Origin of the sequence: Mesorhizobium sp. M2A.F.Ca.ET.042.01.1.1, from assembly GCF_003997405.1 — a bacterium.
Classification (GTDB): domain Bacteria; phylum Pseudomonadota; class Alphaproteobacteria; order Rhizobiales; family Rhizobiaceae; genus Mesorhizobium.
In genome coordinates this window covers 1-14,503 of the sequence record NZ_RZRX01000031.1, presented here as the reverse complement: position 1 = coordinate 14,503, position 14,503 = coordinate 1, and the positions used below count along the sequence as shown (strand labels likewise).

Sequence of the window (14,503 nt, the reverse complement as noted above, 5' to 3'; positions counted from 1 at the left end):
GCAACCTCCTAATCCCGATGGACGGCAGCGAATGGGTTACTCACCCTGCCAGGGGCGACCGGCCCGTGGAAGGCATCCTGCATGGAGATGGGGCTGCCCAGCAGGAACTGCCTCAGGGCGTCGAGTTCACCGTCATCGCAGATATCCTTGTCGGTACGTGCGACCCATCGGATCTCGCGGGTCCGCGGGTTGACTATCAGCGTGCAGCCGCGGCGAAACGTGAAATCGCCTCTGTTCAACTTGGCAGTCGGTTTGCCCTTGTCAGCCACCTTCTGTTGTTGCGGCTCGAAATAGCCTGTCCGACGCTGCGTAATCTCGATCACCAAGTCGGGCACGAGATTGGTTTTGTTGCCGCGCCGCAACGCTGTGCGTACTGAATGCACCTCGAATGCAGGACGGCCCTTCTTCCGGCTAACGGTACCCGGCACCTTGCCGTCCGCACCGGAGACGATACCGATGGCTTGGAGCAGCTTGGCGTTTTCCGGTCGCGCCAACCACGCATGCACCTTACTGGCGTTTTCTTGCATCCGGTCATAGGCCATTTTTCGGTCTATCTCGTTATCGAGATCGGGCACGATCCCCGGTGGCACCGCTTCGCCGAGATCGGAACTGCCCTCCTGCAGGACCAGGCCCTCGAGCGAGACATTGCGCACCGCACGCGGCCGGATGCCAAACAGGGAGAATGATTGCATCATCGCCGTGCGGTAATTGTGCTCGTCTACCGGATAGAGGTCGGTATCCGCCGTTATGATAGCCCTGAGATAATCCCCGAAGGTGACGTTGACAGGCGGACAATAGTCGAGCGCCCGGATGCACATTTGAAGGACGTGCCCCGATGTCTTGGCCGCCTCGTCTGCCAAGCGGTTAACCAAGTCGGCGTTGAGTTCGCCAGCGGGAAGCAGCCCCGAGCCCTGCGAGGCGATGCGCAGCAGGTCGACGATCCGAGACTTGTACATCTTGAGGAAGGCGTCAAAAACGGCGGCCACCAGGATTGCGCCACGCTCATGCGGTTCATCCGCATCCCGCAGATAAGATGGATTGGGCTTGTAGCGCTGCCAGTTGCCCTTGCCGTCCGTGTAGCCCAAAGCATCACGTAAGGCCGCGCCGCGACGCGTCGCGCGGCCGAACTGCTGAGCCAACTGTGCCAACATATTCTGCTGCTCAAGGTCGCCGCGCGTTCGCCCGATCTGTTCCTTGAGCACATCGGGATTCGAAAAATGCTGGAAGATCGCCACGATGTCGGCAAACCCTTCGTGCAACCCAAGTACGTCGGGATTGGTGGATTCGGCAAAGCGCCTGTGCAAACCGTCAAGCAAGGCGTGGGTCACCTCATGGGCGATGACGTCATGCGACAGGCAGGTGAAGACCGTAGTTCCTGGCGCAATGTCGGTGGAATTGGCGGCAACCTGGAAATAGCCGAACAGCACGGCCTTCTTATCTGGGTTGTAGTAGGCATTGGCCTCGCGCAACGCATGTGGATAAAGTCGAAGCCTCGGCACATACTCAACACTACTGTCCGGCAGCTGCCGCGGCGCCCACAGCGCCGAACGCCCCAACGCTCGCTCAAACTGATCGATGGTGGTCATCGCCACGGCGTAGACCATCTGCTGGTGAAATTGCGGATTGAGCTCCGAGGGGTTCAGTCCATCCTGAGCCAGGATAAATGTCTCGTTGAGATCAACCGGGGCGTAGTAGCATCCGCTCGCCGGGTCAAAATCCACCACTTCCAGATAATTACCGACCGGCCCCAGCATCCGTGTGGGGCTGAGCACACCCTCAATGGCCGGATTGCTCTCCCATGGCACCATCAGAGTCAGTTCATTGAGCCCAACCGTCTCATGCTGGGCTGCGAGACTCGGATCGATCGCGTAAACGCGCAGTCGTCGGAATTCTGGCGAGCGTCTGACCATGGATTCCCCTCGTCAATCCAGCCGACGATAATACTTTCACAAAACTGAGATCGCCGCAAACTCTTCGCGCGCTACGAACCTCTCATCGATTAATTCGAACGATCTATCTAGTGTCCTGCCATAGGCTTGATGCTACGTTTCGGCATCACCCACAACCAGCATCCGATAATCTTGCCTATGCGCTTTCCCTATTGGTTCGGTCGTCCACTATTCTCTTGCGTGTGCCGAACCCGGCTGATCTGGATTCGGCCCCATTCCGGCCGCTCTAGAGGAGACTTAGCGCGTCTTTAAAGGTAAGCGCTTGTTTTTATATCTGTGGTTACCGTCGCTCGCTCTCAGTAGCTGGGCGAAACCAGTTGACCAAAATAGTGGATTTGAAGTGGAAGCGGGAGAGGGCTACCGCCAATACAGCGCTGTAACCGAGTTCGTCTGTTGACAGGACTTCGCAAGGCAGGGTCGACAGGTTCAAAATCCTGTCCCCGCAATCAATTTTATCATAAATCAATAACCGTCCCGGTCTAACCGGGCCGGTCTTTGCGTTTAGAAGCACCGCCGACCGGGGCGTCGAAGTTGTCTGGGATTCCTGGAAGCCTCTCGAACTGTCTGGGTTGCGCCTCAGCCCTAAGATTGAGCGATAGAAGCATCGACCCGGATCCGGACAATGGCGTGCAGCCCCATCAGCCGAACCTCTACCGGAAGCACCTCCCGTCGATCGACATCAACCGTGCGCCAGGACCGGGCTTGGCGCACCGGCTGGCGGGGATTGCCGCGTGGGCGTGTGGCTGCGGCCGGGGTTGAAGATAACGGGACTGGCGCAAGAGATATCGGAGCGGGTCGCCTCCGACTATCTCTGTCAGCCCTTGGTTCCTGCACTATGTAGCCCGTACCTGGTTACCCAGGACAGAGGGGCAAAAGTGGAAATAGGGACCTTGGTGTCACCCGACCCGCCGCAGCTGCACATAGTGATGAGGCAGTGTAACCGCAAGATTTTGGCAAACCGTGCGCCGACCGGTAGCAATCTTTTCACCGGAGATCGTCTCGGCTCCACCGACCATCCGAGTCGAGGGCGCGAAGTGGTTATCGACTGCGGGAGGTTAGCAGGCGACACGCGATTTCCTCGCTTCCCCAACGGGTGGCAAAGGTGTCGGACACCTCGAACCAGCTTCCATCATTGCCTGCACCGTGATGCTCGCCCATGCACGAACATTCGCACTCGTGCCCAACCGCATTCTGGCATGCTGGAGAGCACTTCTCTTGCTCTCGATAGGGCTGAATTATGTAGACCTTTCCGAAGTGGGATAGCGACCTCTCGACGAAGCCGTTGAACCACGCTTTTGGCAGTTTCCAATGGTTCTGTCTCTGATCCCAGGTTGGCCTTACGCGCCCAAGCGCCCCGAGCCAGGCGCGGTTGTTTGTTGCGTACGGAAGTCTGACGAGCAATTTCTCACCTTTGCCGGTCTTTCGCCAAGCTACCGGGATGCGCTTTTGGTTCCAGACGTAGTCGACAGATAGAGTGCCTTTGGACATGACCTAGCAAAGCCCCTCGCATGGAATGCCGTCCTTGTCGCGGTCCAACTTGCCGCCCCATGAGCAATTGGCCAGATACCACCTCGCTTCTTCGCACGAGCTGACTTGCGAACAGTAGCGGCGCGGCTCGCACGAATAGCTGCTTTGCGCGACCTGCCGACGGCTGATGATCCTGAGCGGCTGGCTCGACGGCGCTGCGCCGTCGGCGTGCGAGGCGCGCCAATCCCACGGCGCTTCGAAGTTGCCCACCCACATGCCCAACTTCGCTGCCTTGGCCTTCGCCTGCTGCGATGCGTAGGTGCCATGGCTGTAGCGCGGCCAATCAAGCGCCTGGCCCTGCTCAACCATCCAAGCGGCCACACTGGCGCCGTCGGCGCGCCGGCAGTCGCCGACGAAGCGGTGATACTGATCCCAGGTCACGAACGTGCATTGGACCGGCCTCGAGGCGGCCAGGAATCCGTCCAGCGCTTCCGCCGATCGCCGGCCGCACGGATATTCGAAGCCCTTGGCGTCGTCGCAATACTGGCGGCTCTCCGGCGCGTGGATGCCGTTGAAGCGGACACGCTGGCCGTGGATCTCGATCGTGTCGCCGTCGATGACCGACGCGACGCCGGTAATCGGCTCCATTGGCTTCGGCGTGATGAGGTTTTGCAGGTTAATTTCCGGCAGCGGTGCGCTCTTGTGCATGACAAACTGCGTGACCAGAGCGGCGACCGCCGCGACCGTCACGAAAATCAGGCGTCGCGGTACGCTCGCCCATCGGCGAGCGCGTGAGCGCCTGGCGCCGGACCTATTCCGCCACTGTTCAGATCGATTGTCGTACCGAGATGACTCCACTGGCCGTCACTTTCGCAGCCGATGCCGTCGTGATCCCCGTCAAGCCGGTTCGGGTCAGACCCGCTAACCGCCACCGGACCTTGAACGACGGGATTGTTCCCTTTGCCGCCGGCGCAATCCAAATCACCGCCACGAGATCCAGAGCCGTTGCGATACCGCGCCACGATCGCGACGGACCGGGCACCGTCGCCTTCAATGTGTGTGTTGTTGCTGTTCGGGTTGAACGGATCAACCGTCTGCAAGAGACTGTTGGTGTTGTTGGCGTCCCCTGACGCCAACGTCATCGTGTCGTAGTTGTTGAGATAGTCAGCCGCGCAGCCCGATATTGAGAGCGTTGCTGCAAATAGAAGCAGCCGTTGGCGAAACATTTGCCCATCCCCCGCCCCCAAATTGGCATAGTAGGGGGCGTTTCGCAATTCTCTAATAGACGTTCGTCCGCGTGCAGTTAATTGGAGCATGGCTCAAAGCAGCTTGATCGGCTCTATGAGCGAAGCGTTGTCGAGGCTGCTTGTTTATTGCAGCAGCATTCACCTCACGTCCGACGCGGTAGAACTGCAGCCGGTCATCAATGTCGTGACTGAGAATGCTTCAACAACCGTCCCGGTCTAACCGGAACGGTTGTTGCCTTCAGGGAAGGCTATCCTCATTTTTGCCGCAACGGCGAAGAGTTTTGAAACGCTTCAGGTGGACAGGGAGTGGCACGGCACGAATTCAGCGGCCGGGCCACTAAAGAAGTGACGTCTGAGTTCCGGTAGCTGTTCACGCGCCTCGGCAAAAGCACGGTCACGCATCTCGGAAATGCGAGAGGCATTGTCCAGGGTGTAGCGCCCCTCCGGCGCGATCTGGTCGATGCGCCAGATCGCTTTACGCTCGTGGACATCGCCGGTGATAATCTTTGCGGTGCCGAGCGCGCTATGCGCTTGACCTGCCATGAAGAGGCGGGCAACCGAAGCGGCCATCGGCAGTTTACCCCTTAGCATGGGAAGGTTTCCGGGTTCGGAAATCGTGCCGATCGACAATATCTTGAGACTGTCCCCCGGCCAGCCAAGCATCCCGGTCGCCTCGATCGCGGCCACACCGATCGGATTGTTGGCCCAGACGCCGCCATCGACAAGCTCGACCGCAGATTCCGTCATATGCGGCTTCAAGAACGTTGGAGCGGCGGCCGTGGCCATCGCGGCGTCGATGGCGGGCTGTCTGTAATCCGTCTCGAGCCTGGGGTCATGTGCCGTCTTGTAAATGTAAACGCGCTCCAAGACGGGATGCCAGGCGGGGATGACAAGCCGCGTGCGACTTTCGCCCAGCTTGCGAGGACCCAGAACGTCTTCGAGGGCGCGTTGTAGGGGCGCCGAGGAATGCTTGGTGACAACGAGGTGCGCCAAGCTGCGCAGTTTCTGGCGAATCCAATTTTTGAGTGCGCCGTGTTCTTGGCCGAAGATTGCCGGACCTTGCTCGATATAGAGCCTGAGGATGTCGCGCGCCGACAGACCGAGGCCGAGCCCGATCGCGATGATGCCGCCGGTCGAGGTGCCGGCGATGAGATCGAAATATCGCCCGATCGGATGGTCGAGATGCTCTTCCAGACGCGCCAGGAAGGCGGCAGGAAAGACGCCGCGTATCCCCCCGCCATCGAGCGACAAGATACGGTAGAACCGATCTCCGCTTGTGGGTTCTGGCAAGGGCGCACTCATGCGGCCTCCTCATTGTCGTTTTCGCCGGGGTGCATGCCGCCACCCTTCCAGTCGTCGGAGACGAGCCACTCCTCGAAGTAGAAGAGCCACAGGGCGGTCCAAGGCACGATCGTCTGGTCGAGCCGCATCCACGACTGCCATTCAAAGATGCGAGGCAGATAGAGACAGAGCCTCGGCGGCGTCTGTTGATAAAGGTGGGGGATGCGGCGTTCGCCAGCGAGGACGTGCAGCTCCGGTGCCTCAACAAAAATCCGCGGCACGCCCCCTTGCTTGAAGTCGATCCGGATGCCGTAAGCCCGGCTCAGTGGCGAGGGCGACGCGCTGTAACGCCAAGTGATCACCCCTCCGCGGAGCCGGCCAGTTCCTTGGCTGACAGGATTGCTGCGCAGATTGATGAATTGCTGCGCCGCTGTCAGAGGCTTACGTCGTCCGATCAACATGACTTAGCCATTGCTTCCGTAGAACGTGTTGGCCCGTACTGCGGTCGACGCCGGCAATGCGCCAACGCTCAGGCCGACCTTGGGGGCGAGGTACAGATTGCCGCCGCTGCGCGCCGCAGTGACGCGATTGGTCAGCGAGTCCATGGCCGCAGTTGCCGGACGCGACCCGAACAGCCCCTTGAGCGCTTCGCCGAGCCGATCGAGGCCGCTGACGGCCACCAGTTGCGCCAGATCCGCGCGGAACGCGCGATGCCAGCGATAGAAGCTCTCGGCCCGCTCCGGATGGCGGTTCCACTTTTCGGCGAAATTCTCGCCAGCGGTGGTCTCGTTCCAGATGAACCACTGAGTCCGCCCATCGATTTGGATGGCCTCGACCGTGTCGGGCATGTGATCGATGACATCGAGCACAAGCTCCAACTCGTTCTCATACTCATGATTGCGCACGCACCATTCGTAGCTGCGTGCCGCGAGCGTGGTAACGATCACCGATAGCGGCGCCAGATCGGGCTCATCGACAAACATGATATCGCGATGGCGCTTGGCGATCTGGACGGTGCGCCGCAGGATGCCCTTGAAGCCTCCCGCCTCCGGATAGGGCTCGATGCTGGCGTGGCCGCCGTCCTTGGCAATGCGCTTACGTAGCCGGATGACAGGGACCAGCTTGGCGCGCTCCTCGAACAGGCGCTTGTAGCCCTTCGGATTCGAGGGCTTCCAAGTCTTCAGCGTCTTGTCTGGAACCAGCTCGCCACCTGACCGGCAGCCAGGGTTGGGGATCGAGGGGGTAATGTCCATGTGGAACTCGTTGGCGTAGCTGAGGCGCCAGCACCGCGACATCTCTTCAAGAAGGGGCGCGTAGTTGCCATTGGCGCGCAAACAATCGCCGATGGCCTTCTTGAGTGCTGCTGGCGAGATCGCCACGTCGACATTGGACACATGGGCCACCAGGTCGACATCATGCTCGTTGATGCCGACCGGGCGAACTGTAGTGCGCAGCGCTGTCGAGCCCTGGAGATAGATCGAAATGGCGCGCAGCACCGGATCGTCGGAGCCGGCAAGGCAGGCGCCCACGCCTTCATAGCGCTGCCGGGCGAGGGCGAACTGCGCGTCGGTGAGCTCTAGTGACTGGCAGACCAGTTCGAGGACCTCCACAATCTGGGTCTGGCGTGCCTGAAGCTGCGGATCGAGGTAATTCATCGTCTTTCCTGCCTTTTTCGAATATTCTCGGCCTGGCTCGGAGCCTAATGAGTCGGCTTTCCGGGCATCTGTTCGAGAATGCCGGGCAGGGGGCGCGTTTCGGACTCAATTCTTTTCAATTGAGACGAATTTTTTTGTCCGAAGTCGCGTAGCACGTCGGCATAGGATGGCAGTCAGGCCATGAATGAAGCGAGCGCTCCTCTCGCCGGCGACGTTGGTCAGCCGGAAAACGGGCACCTTGCCGCTGAAGAGGTGCTGAGAAAGCTCGATTCGCTCTCGGCGGCCGAACGCAAGAAGCTTCGCCTGATCGAGGAAAGACGGCGCGACGGCACGGATTTTGGTCCTGGGATGCTCTATCAGGAGGCCCTTTGCCAGGTGATCGTCGGTGAACGGCGCTGTCCGGTCGAGGCGTCCTTTATTGCCTTCCTCGCGCAGTCGATGCGGAGCATTGCCTCGCATCGACGCAAGGCTCTGTCCCGCCAGGTTCCCCTCAGCAGAACCGACAGCTCCGGTGTCGTCGTCGAACTGCAGATTGCCGCTGACCAGCTCGATCCCGAACAGACACTTCTCGAGAAGGAGGCCGCGGATGTGGTCGATGAAGTCTACAAGCTACTTGAGGGGGACGACGAGGCGCAGTTGACGATCATGGCGATCGTTGATGGCAAAAAGGGCAGGTCGCTGCGCGACGAGCTCGGCATCACCCAGTCAGGGTACGACTACATTATGAAACGGATCAGACGCGCAGTGGCCAAGAAATATCCGAAAGGATGGCCGTTATGAGCAGCAAGCGCAAATCGGTCGATGAACTTCGGGACTTGAGCGACGCGATCGATGAATCCATTCTCGCGGCCTCTGATGATGAAATCGAGGAGGAACTGGCTCTGCTAGGTCTGGATCCCACGAAGGTCGCTGTCGAGATGGAAGCTTTGGCGCAGGAAGCCAAAAAGATGGCGGGGCGGTTGCGTCTTGAACGGGCCAAACAGGCGGTGGCCGACTTCCACAGCAAGCCCACGACAACCCGTTTCCCGGATCGGGCGGCGCTACGCAGTAAATTCGATCGGATGCGTTCTGGCGGCGACGGCCAGAGCATGACGATGGCTGCGCGCAAAGGCAAACATCTCTCTTCCGACGACGAAGACGGCGCCCTCGATGATCTCGCGCAGCTCGAGGCGCTAGAGGCTGAGGATCCCGAGGCGCCGAAAGAATGACGCCAGCAGAAAGTTTGCTGCAATCGCTCGGCATCGCCCCCAAGGACATCGATCTTGAAGCCATCGCATGGACACAAGGAGCTGCCGTCAACTATCGGCCGCTCAACGGCTGCGAGGCACGCATCATTGGCTCGAAGCGAAAGGCGGTGATCTCCGTCAACAGCCGCAGCCCTGAACGCCGCCGACGTTTTTCACTCGCGCACGAGCTTGGGCATTGGCACCACCATCGCGGCCGCGTGCTGTTTTGCGATAAGCACGACATAGGTAATTATGCGAGTTCGGCGATCAATCCGGAGAGGCAGGCCGATTCATTTGCTTCTGATCTAATCCTGCCGGACTATCTGCTCACGCCGCGACTTCAAAAAATCAAGAAGCCGACACTCGCTGCCGCCCGGCAGCTCTCCGACGAGTTTTGCGCGAGCCTAACCGCGACGCTTCTTAAGATGACCTTGTTGAACAGATTCCCGATGGTCATCGCGTGCTACAACAAGGCGATGCAGCGGCGCTGGTTCGAAAGAGCGCGGATGATCCACCCGTGGTGGATGCCGGTGCAGATGCTGGATCCGCAGACCTTCACCGCCGAAATGCTGCTGCAGGGCGCGACCGAGCAGAATTTTCCGCGCAAAATGCCAGCCGAAGCCTGGTTCGATTTCAGGGGCGCGGATCGCTACGAGGTATCGGAGCAGTCGTTTCTCCTGCCAGATGAGGAGATTCTCGTGGTCCTGACTCTGCCGGACGAAGCCGTTGCTTGATTTCGTCGGTCTCCTTCCTGCGGTACCTGTTGCCGGGACGATCGCCCCCTGCGGAAAATTAGTGTCAGTGCTGTCGCGATGGGGTATGTGCATTGCTCATCTGCGCTTATCTCCCGCCTCAATGTGCATTCCGCGGGGGTCGAGGCCCTCGCGCTGAACGATGCAGATGACCGTTCACGGTCCGTCGTTCTGCGCGACGACGTAAAAGTCTGCGCTCTCTTCCAGCTGAATTACGCGCGCTCGCGATAAAGGCTGGGATGTCAGAATCCGTTTGTGAGAGCCCTGATCGACCACTGAGTCAGGGTTTCGAGTCGGTAGACCGCTACATTGTGAGACCCACTATTGAGGAAGCATTCTTCTGCTATCGGCGATGGTCTGTGGGAACGCAAACGTCAAACATCACCTGGGGCGGCCGACAAATATCTTGACGGCCTTTGAGCGATCAATCATTTTTCCGGTGGCCTTGAGAGAACCGGCGCCGGGCACCAGGGAATAAGCCGGATGATAACCGACGATGGGGGAGCCCTCACGTCGTAGACAACGAGCAGCGCAGCTGCCCAACAAAACTCTTTGAACATTAACCTGCTCGCGGCGTCGCCCACGCGCGTCCGCAGCGCAAATGGAATTGGAAGAGGTTATGTCCAGATTTGTTGAGTATCAGGATGGCGACGTTTCCGTGACCTCACGCAAGCCGTTGAAAGGTACCTTGGAGTTGGTGGGCGAAGAAGATGAGCCTGTCTATCTGACGCTGGATCAATTCGCCGCTGAATCGCTGATGGGTGCGCTTGCCGAATTTCTCATCGAAGGAGAAGGCGGAGCCACCTCTCAAGTTGCGATTGGGCGAGGCTAACGGAAGCGCGCCGCCGCTAGACCTGTAGCATGACTGAACGGAAAGGAATTTTTACTTGGCAAAATACACCTATCAAATTTCGATCGTCGAACGCGGCCGAACGCAAGAGTGGCTGGACTTCTGGATGGGCGGAAAGCCGTCACCTGAACTCCGTAAAGCCAACAAGAATGGTTCGCTCGGTCGTACCGAGCTTGTAGAAGCGGCAAATCTGGAGGAGGCAATTGCCATTGCTAAGCACCGCAATCCTGATTGCGTGGTGATGCGCCAGGGAAGCAGCAAATTGGGGTAGAAGATAGAGAATGCACAGCACGGACCGCCCGCCATGCTGGCACATGACAAGAACGGATGAGAGGACCGATCGCGGCGGCGCTGGCTCTGGCAGCTTGGCAAATGCCCTATGCGCCTACGGTCCAAGGCGACGGCACCATATGGCCTGCGTACGTCTGATGCATTTGGGGTAAGACATTCTGGAGCAATGCCGCAGGCCCCGTCCTATGACGGGCCGTCAGAAAGAATCCTTTTGCAAGCTACCACTGGCGATTGGACCCCGCAGGATTTGACTGAAGCCACCGCGTTCGACCGAAGACGCTATGAAAAGGCGCCTCGCAGCTCTGCTCGCTCCTAGATAGGCGCGAGAGACATAGCGCCGTCGCGCGCCCTGGCTCAAATACTCACCCGAAAGGTCAACTTGATCGACGTGGATGAGGATGACCGTGTCAAATTGAAGTCCCGCTACGTACTCGGGCATGCTGAATACGCACCGGCTTTTAGCATAACGAAGTTCCCTAAGATCCTCTCTAGAGGTAACTGCCACCATTTTCTCTTTTGTTCGGCCCGCATTTCGGTAGGTGTCAAACAGCTCCTCATTCATGCATAGAATAGCAACCTGACTACCTCCGCCATCCAGCGTGCGGGCAATGCTGCTCGCTTTATTCAGCGCCTCGTCGATAAGCTGTATGTTTGTGTCGAATTCGGCGACTACGGGCCGGTCCCCATCGGTGGTGCTGGAAGTCGCTCCATATGTTACGAATTCCCCTTCCAAGTCGATGGCTGGGAAAGACGCGTCCAGATCGCTTAGAAAAGACGCTATCTGCGGGGTGGAACGATATACCTGCTTCAAGTCGACAGGAACCGACTCTCCGACTCCCGGGTTTCTGAAGCGATCCAGACCGCCACCTAGGGCAGCGTCATTTGTACTTTGCTTAAGGTCATACGCCATAATTAGCGGCCACCGACCGACATGTTCAGCCCTCGAAGCGAAAAGGTTTTGCAATATCATCGCCTCTACTCTTGTAAAGTAATGGTACTCATCTACGAATATTAGATCGAACCCCGTGATGTCTCGCAGCTGATTCCACTCGTGAGTTGTCAGATACCTACCAAAGTCTGCAATCATCTGATCCATGCTCAGTAATCGCTCGTTACGAAGCCGTCCTTGGTATGACTCATGTATCTCTAAAACGACTTTGCGATCGTCAGGCGAGGGGAGTGACATCTGCCAGGCCTCCCGGTTGCCGTTGATGTACTTTTCCGAGGCAGGAGTTCCTTTGCGAATATTCTCAGCATCGAGCGAGCAAGCGAATTCGTTCATCAATTCTTCAACGAGAGCGAGACGCATTTCTTGACTCTCGATGCGTGATGCCATCGCGGGAGAATCTCTTAGAATGCCAAGCGCGATTCGTGGGCTGCGCTTCACCTCCTCAATGGCATCATGGATCAAAAGGCGCTGCAATTCTCTCCCGTCCCGCCCATCGAGTGACAAGGGCTTCAGGCCCTTTCTTTCATAATTGAGCTGTTCCTGGGCGAGTTCATACAGCGTCCCAATCCACAGCTTGGGCCGCCCCGCTGGCGTCTTGAGGCCAGTCCATCTCTCGGAGGGGTCGAGTGCAAAAAACATGCCGCGCACGACTTCGTGTGCCAGCGCGGCACTATGTGTGAGGAATGCGAATGTCTTGTCGCCGCCCGCGTCGGCGTCGGCATAGAGATCCTTCAAGCATTTTACTACCATCGCCTGGGTTTTGCCGGTCCCGGCTGCTCCACGCAATCTTATCGGCCGATCGTGTGGTTGGTCGACAAACCGAATCTGCTCGGCGCTGAGCTTGCGCTCGTACCAGTCTTGCAAGGTTCCACTGCCGGCGAGGTCAACCCCCAACGGCGCGCTCAGCAAGATGCCAAAGTTGCCTACAACTTCTGACTGCGGTGCCTCTTCCAGTAGAGCCTCCAGGAGGCCTTCAATCGAAGCCTTGAAGCCGGCGAGATCAATTGGAACTGTGCCCAGCGCTTGGGGCGCATCAGTCACGCCGAAAGCGAACAGATTGGGCGTGCCGCATGGAGCCTGATCGAAGTAAATTCTGTGCGGCATTTTACGGCTCGACGGCTCTGCATACACAGAAAGCAGCGAGCCATCATGGTAGGGCTGCCAGGAAACGGGCAGCGTGATGTTCCTGTCGAATTGCCTCAGGGCTACACGCATGATGCGCTCGAACGCAGATCTTGGCTTTGAAACTCTCGCGAATATTCCCTCCTTTCCTGTTTTGATGACAAGCAATCCTGACTCAAGAGATGCATACTCGGATAAAATATAGGTGAAATTTGAGATCTGCACCCGGCGAAGACCATTAGCGTTCCTTGGTATATTGAAATCGGAGAACCATGAATCTTCTATCAGCGCCGCATCGAGAGCGCCTAAGGCGTCTTCGTCGATTATAACAAATTCAGTACTCATATCTTTTCTCCGGCTACTTTATATACGAGTTCCACGAGCAATTCGGTGGCTGCGTCACATGCGTCTTCGAATTTCTTTGGCATGCCAATGCGAGAGAAGAGAAACGCTAGCTTCTGGGCGACTGAAAATCGTAAGCCGTCTGTAAATCGTCCTATACGGTGAAATGCTTCTGGTTTTCCGTTGATGCGAGCTTCCGTCTCTGACCTGAAGAGCCCATCTGCCCGGATCATTGAAATGGCCCGGAGCAGAATGACGAACCCGTATCCGTCGGTTGCTGGCAATTCGGGAATCAGAACAAAATCAGGAAAGCCCCGGTCAGGATCAAAGGCTTCTTTAATCGCCGACTGCTGGCTCTTCTGATCGCGACCAAGCAAGGTCCAAGCCTGCTGTAGGTCTTTCACACGTGAGCCTGAGCTGTCAAACCCGAGGGCCAATCGAATGCATGCCAGTTGGGATCGAAGTTTGACGTCTGATTTGCCACCAATGGCCGTGAGGATGGCATCAGCATCGGCTTCCGCCAACCAAGCTCGAAGTGCGCCATCGTCAAGCAGAGACAATCCCAGTTCGGATCGCTTGATTCTGCTGTTTAGACCCTCACATGCGGTCTTCAGGTTTCTATCAGCTATACGCCTAAATTGCTCAGTAGCCCAAAATTCTTCGAGATATTGAGCCGCTGGAATGACTTCCAGCCATGTAAAGCGGTCTCCAGTTTTCTTCTGTGCAATGTCGCAGTCAGCTGTAATGATAAAACCATATGATGCCGAAATGCGATCAGCAGAATTAAAACGGCGGATCACGTCACCTTGCCGAATGTCCTCATCGTCGTCGACAAACAATATGTGTCCGCTCATATTGACCCCAACTTGTTGAAATTCACGAGTGTCCCAGTTCACCCAAACTTAGAAAAACCAGGAGCGCTCTGAACACGCCACGCTCCCACTTGGAAGCGCCGCACTGCTGGGCGCCTGATCGCCCATGCGCGGTGACTAGAAGCCGCAAACTGTGGCTATTTATTTGGTTCAGGGTCAGGCTTGTCGAACGCGTTTAAGCTGACTCCCCTGGTGAAGCTCCCGGGCGCTACACCTAGCGCGATCAACTTGCCCCAATCGGCAGCGGTGTCCGCCGCCTCGTTGTCATCAAACATAGATTGCCGCCCATGTGCTTTCCGTTTGCTCTGAGGTAACTAATATAGGCTGGATTCACTGCTAAGAGTTGTGAAAAGGCTGTTTTCCACAACTCTGCTGCTCGGCGAAGGGTACTGACGAAACTGCCATCAGGCGTCGACGAACAAAAAAAGCGTTCTGGGTGCGTCATGGGAATGGATGCCCATCGGCCTAACGGAAACTAATCCGGCCAGAGGAAGCTGTGG

At 57.8% G+C, this 14,503-nt stretch carries 13 protein-coding genes; 5 read left to right on the top strand and 8 right to left on the bottom strand.

The window, feature by feature from the left end; all coding sequences use genetic code 11:
- Window positions 1–8 precede the first annotated feature (8 nt).
- The 6 genes from EOA23_RS07260 to EOA23_RS07230 all read right to left on the bottom strand — a co-directional run bounded on the left by EOA23_RS07260 (window position 9) and on the right by EOA23_RS07230 (window position 7,599).
- Window positions 9–1,910 carry a hypothetical protein gene (locus EOA23_RS07260; RefSeq protein WP_127303400.1) on the bottom strand — a complete coding sequence of 634 codons (1,902 nt, stop codon included), beginning with the start codon at window positions 1,908–1,910 and terminating at the stop codon, window positions 9–11.
- A 1,530-nt stretch (window positions 1,911–3,440) separates the two neighbouring features.
- A complete protein-coding gene (locus tag EOA23_RS07250) occupies window positions 3,441–4,166 on the bottom strand; it encodes a thermonuclease family protein (protein WP_245474052.1) in 726 nt (241 codons plus the stop codon).
- A gap of 5 nt (window positions 4,167–4,171) precedes the next feature.
- Window positions 4,172–4,642: an excalibur calcium-binding domain-containing protein gene (locus tag EOA23_RS07245; protein WP_245474050.1), complete on the bottom strand. Its 471-nt coding sequence runs from the start codon at window positions 4,640–4,642 to the stop codon at window positions 4,172–4,174.
- Between the two features lie 312 nt (window positions 4,643–4,954).
- On the bottom strand, window positions 4,955–5,965 hold the full coding sequence (locus tag EOA23_RS07240; RefSeq protein WP_127303398.1) for a CBASS cGAMP-activated phospholipase: 1,011 nt from the start codon (window positions 5,963–5,965) through the stop codon (window positions 4,955–4,957).
- Entirely contained in the window at window positions 5,962–6,405 is a 444-nt protein-coding gene (locus EOA23_RS07235; RefSeq protein ID WP_127303397.1) for a hypothetical protein, read from the bottom strand. Before EOA23_RS07235 ends, EOA23_RS07240 begins: the two co-directional genes overlap by 4 nt.
- 3 nt (window positions 6,406–6,408) lie before the next feature.
- Window positions 6,409–7,599, bottom strand: a complete 1,191-nt coding sequence (locus tag EOA23_RS07230) for a nucleotidyltransferase (protein ID WP_127303396.1) — start codon at window positions 7,597–7,599, stop codon at window positions 6,409–6,411.
- Window positions 7,600–7,779: 180 nt separating this feature from the next.
- Between EOA23_RS07230 and EOA23_RS07225 the strand changes: the two genes are divergently transcribed.
- The 5 genes from EOA23_RS07225 (at window position 7,780) to EOA23_RS07205 (ending at window position 10,698) form a co-directional block, all read left to right on the top strand.
- Window positions 7,780–8,379 carry a sigma-70 family RNA polymerase sigma factor gene (locus EOA23_RS07225; RefSeq protein ID WP_127303395.1) on the top strand — a complete coding sequence of 200 codons (600 nt, stop codon included), beginning with the start codon at window positions 7,780–7,782 and terminating at the stop codon, window positions 8,377–8,379.
- On the top strand, window positions 8,376–8,807 hold the full coding sequence (locus tag EOA23_RS07220) for a hypothetical protein (protein ID WP_127303394.1): 432 nt from the start codon (window positions 8,376–8,378) through the stop codon (window positions 8,805–8,807). The genes EOA23_RS07225 and EOA23_RS07220 overlap by 4 nt, the downstream gene beginning before the upstream one ends.
- Window positions 8,804–9,559, top strand: a complete 756-nt coding sequence (locus EOA23_RS07215; RefSeq protein WP_127303393.1) for an ImmA/IrrE family metallo-endopeptidase — start codon at window positions 8,804–8,806, stop codon at window positions 9,557–9,559. Before EOA23_RS07220 ends, EOA23_RS07215 begins: the two co-directional genes overlap by 4 nt.
- Before the next feature lie 637 nt (window positions 9,560–10,196).
- On the top strand, window positions 10,197–10,409 hold the full coding sequence (locus tag EOA23_RS07210) for a hypothetical protein (RefSeq protein WP_245474048.1): 213 nt from the start codon (window positions 10,197–10,199) through the stop codon (window positions 10,407–10,409).
- 55 nt (window positions 10,410–10,464) lie between these two features.
- Window positions 10,465–10,698 (top strand): hypothetical protein, encoded by a 234-nt coding sequence (locus tag EOA23_RS07205; RefSeq protein WP_127303391.1) that lies wholly within the window; start codon window positions 10,465–10,467, stop codon window positions 10,696–10,698.
- A gap of 216 nt (window positions 10,699–10,914) precedes the next feature.
- Here the strand turns inward: EOA23_RS07205 and EOA23_RS07200 are convergent, their stop codons facing one another.
- Window positions 10,915–13,134 (bottom strand): UvrD-helicase domain-containing protein, encoded by a 2,220-nt coding sequence (locus tag EOA23_RS07200; protein ID WP_127303390.1) that lies wholly within the window; start codon window positions 13,132–13,134, stop codon window positions 10,915–10,917.
- Window positions 13,131–13,970 carry a hypothetical protein gene (locus EOA23_RS07195; protein ID WP_127303389.1) on the bottom strand — a complete coding sequence of 280 codons (840 nt, stop codon included), beginning with the start codon at window positions 13,968–13,970 and terminating at the stop codon, window positions 13,131–13,133. Before EOA23_RS07195 ends, EOA23_RS07200 begins: the two co-directional genes overlap by 4 nt.
- Window positions 13,971–14,503 lie beyond the last annotated feature (533 nt).